1 protein-coding gene is annotated in these 935 nt (G+C 68.1%); it reads right to left on the bottom strand.

Translation table 11 applies throughout. The annotated features are described in order from the left end of the window. A partial coding sequence (locus ACH0BZ_RS16375) for an IS481 family transposase (RefSeq protein WP_406899807.1) occupies positions 1-935 on the bottom strand: 935 nt, incomplete at both ends.

Genomic DNA, 935 nt, shown 5'->3' with positions numbered 1-935 from the left:
GCGGTGTGGGGCCTGTGGTGATTGTAGTAGTGCAGCCAGGCCGGCAGGGCTGCGCGGCGGGCTGATTCGCTGTTGTAGTGCTTCACGTAGGCCCAGCCGTCGGCCATGGTGCGATGGAATCGCTCGATCTTGCCGTTGGTCTGCGGCCGGTAAGGGCGTGTGCGCTTGGGCGTGATGCCGAGCTCGGCGCAGACGCCTCGCCAGGCGTGGGAGCGGTAGGCGGAGCCGTTGTCGGACAGGACCCGTTCGACGCGGACGCCGCGGTCGGCGAACCAGGACACGGCCCGTTGCAGGACGCCGATCGCGGTCTCGGCGCGTTCGTCGTCGTGGATCTCGGCGTAAGCGACGCGGGAGTGGTCGTCGATGACGGTGTGGACGTAGGCGGTGCCGGTGACCATGTCGCCGGCGATGCCTCGCTTTCCGGTGCGCTTGGCGGTGACTGCTCGGTTGCGGTCGCCCTGGAACCGTCCGACGTAGCGCCAGCCGCCGCCGTCGGGGATGTTGCCGAGCTTTTTCACGTCGACATGGATCAGAGCCCCTGGAGTCTCGTGTTCGTAGCGACGCGCGGGCTCACCGGTCTTCACGTCGATGTGGGAGAGCCGATTGAGCCGGCAGCGCTTGAGCACCGCATGAACGGTTGACGGCGCCATCTCCAACCGGCCCGCGAGCTCGACCGGGCCGAGGCGCTTGTGGATCCGCAAGTGCACGATCTTCTTCACCAGATGCTGCGGGGTCCGGTTCGGATGCGTGTGCGGCCGGGAGGAGCGGTCGACCATGCCCTCGTCGCCGAGCTCGAGGTAGCGCAGAGCCCACTTCTTCGCCGTGGGCCAGGACACCCGGAAGTAGTCCGCTGCTGCGGCGATCGTCCATCCCTCGTCGACGACCTTCCGGGCAAGGCGGAGCCTTTGGCGCGGGGTGAGCGCCGCGTTAGCGTG

The organism is Dietzia sp. 179-F 9C3 NHS (assembly GCF_045369825.1).
In the GTDB taxonomy this organism is placed as follows: Bacteria; Actinomycetota; Actinomycetes; order Mycobacteriales; family Mycobacteriaceae; genus Dietzia.
This window is presented reverse-complemented; position numbering and strand designations above follow the sequence as displayed.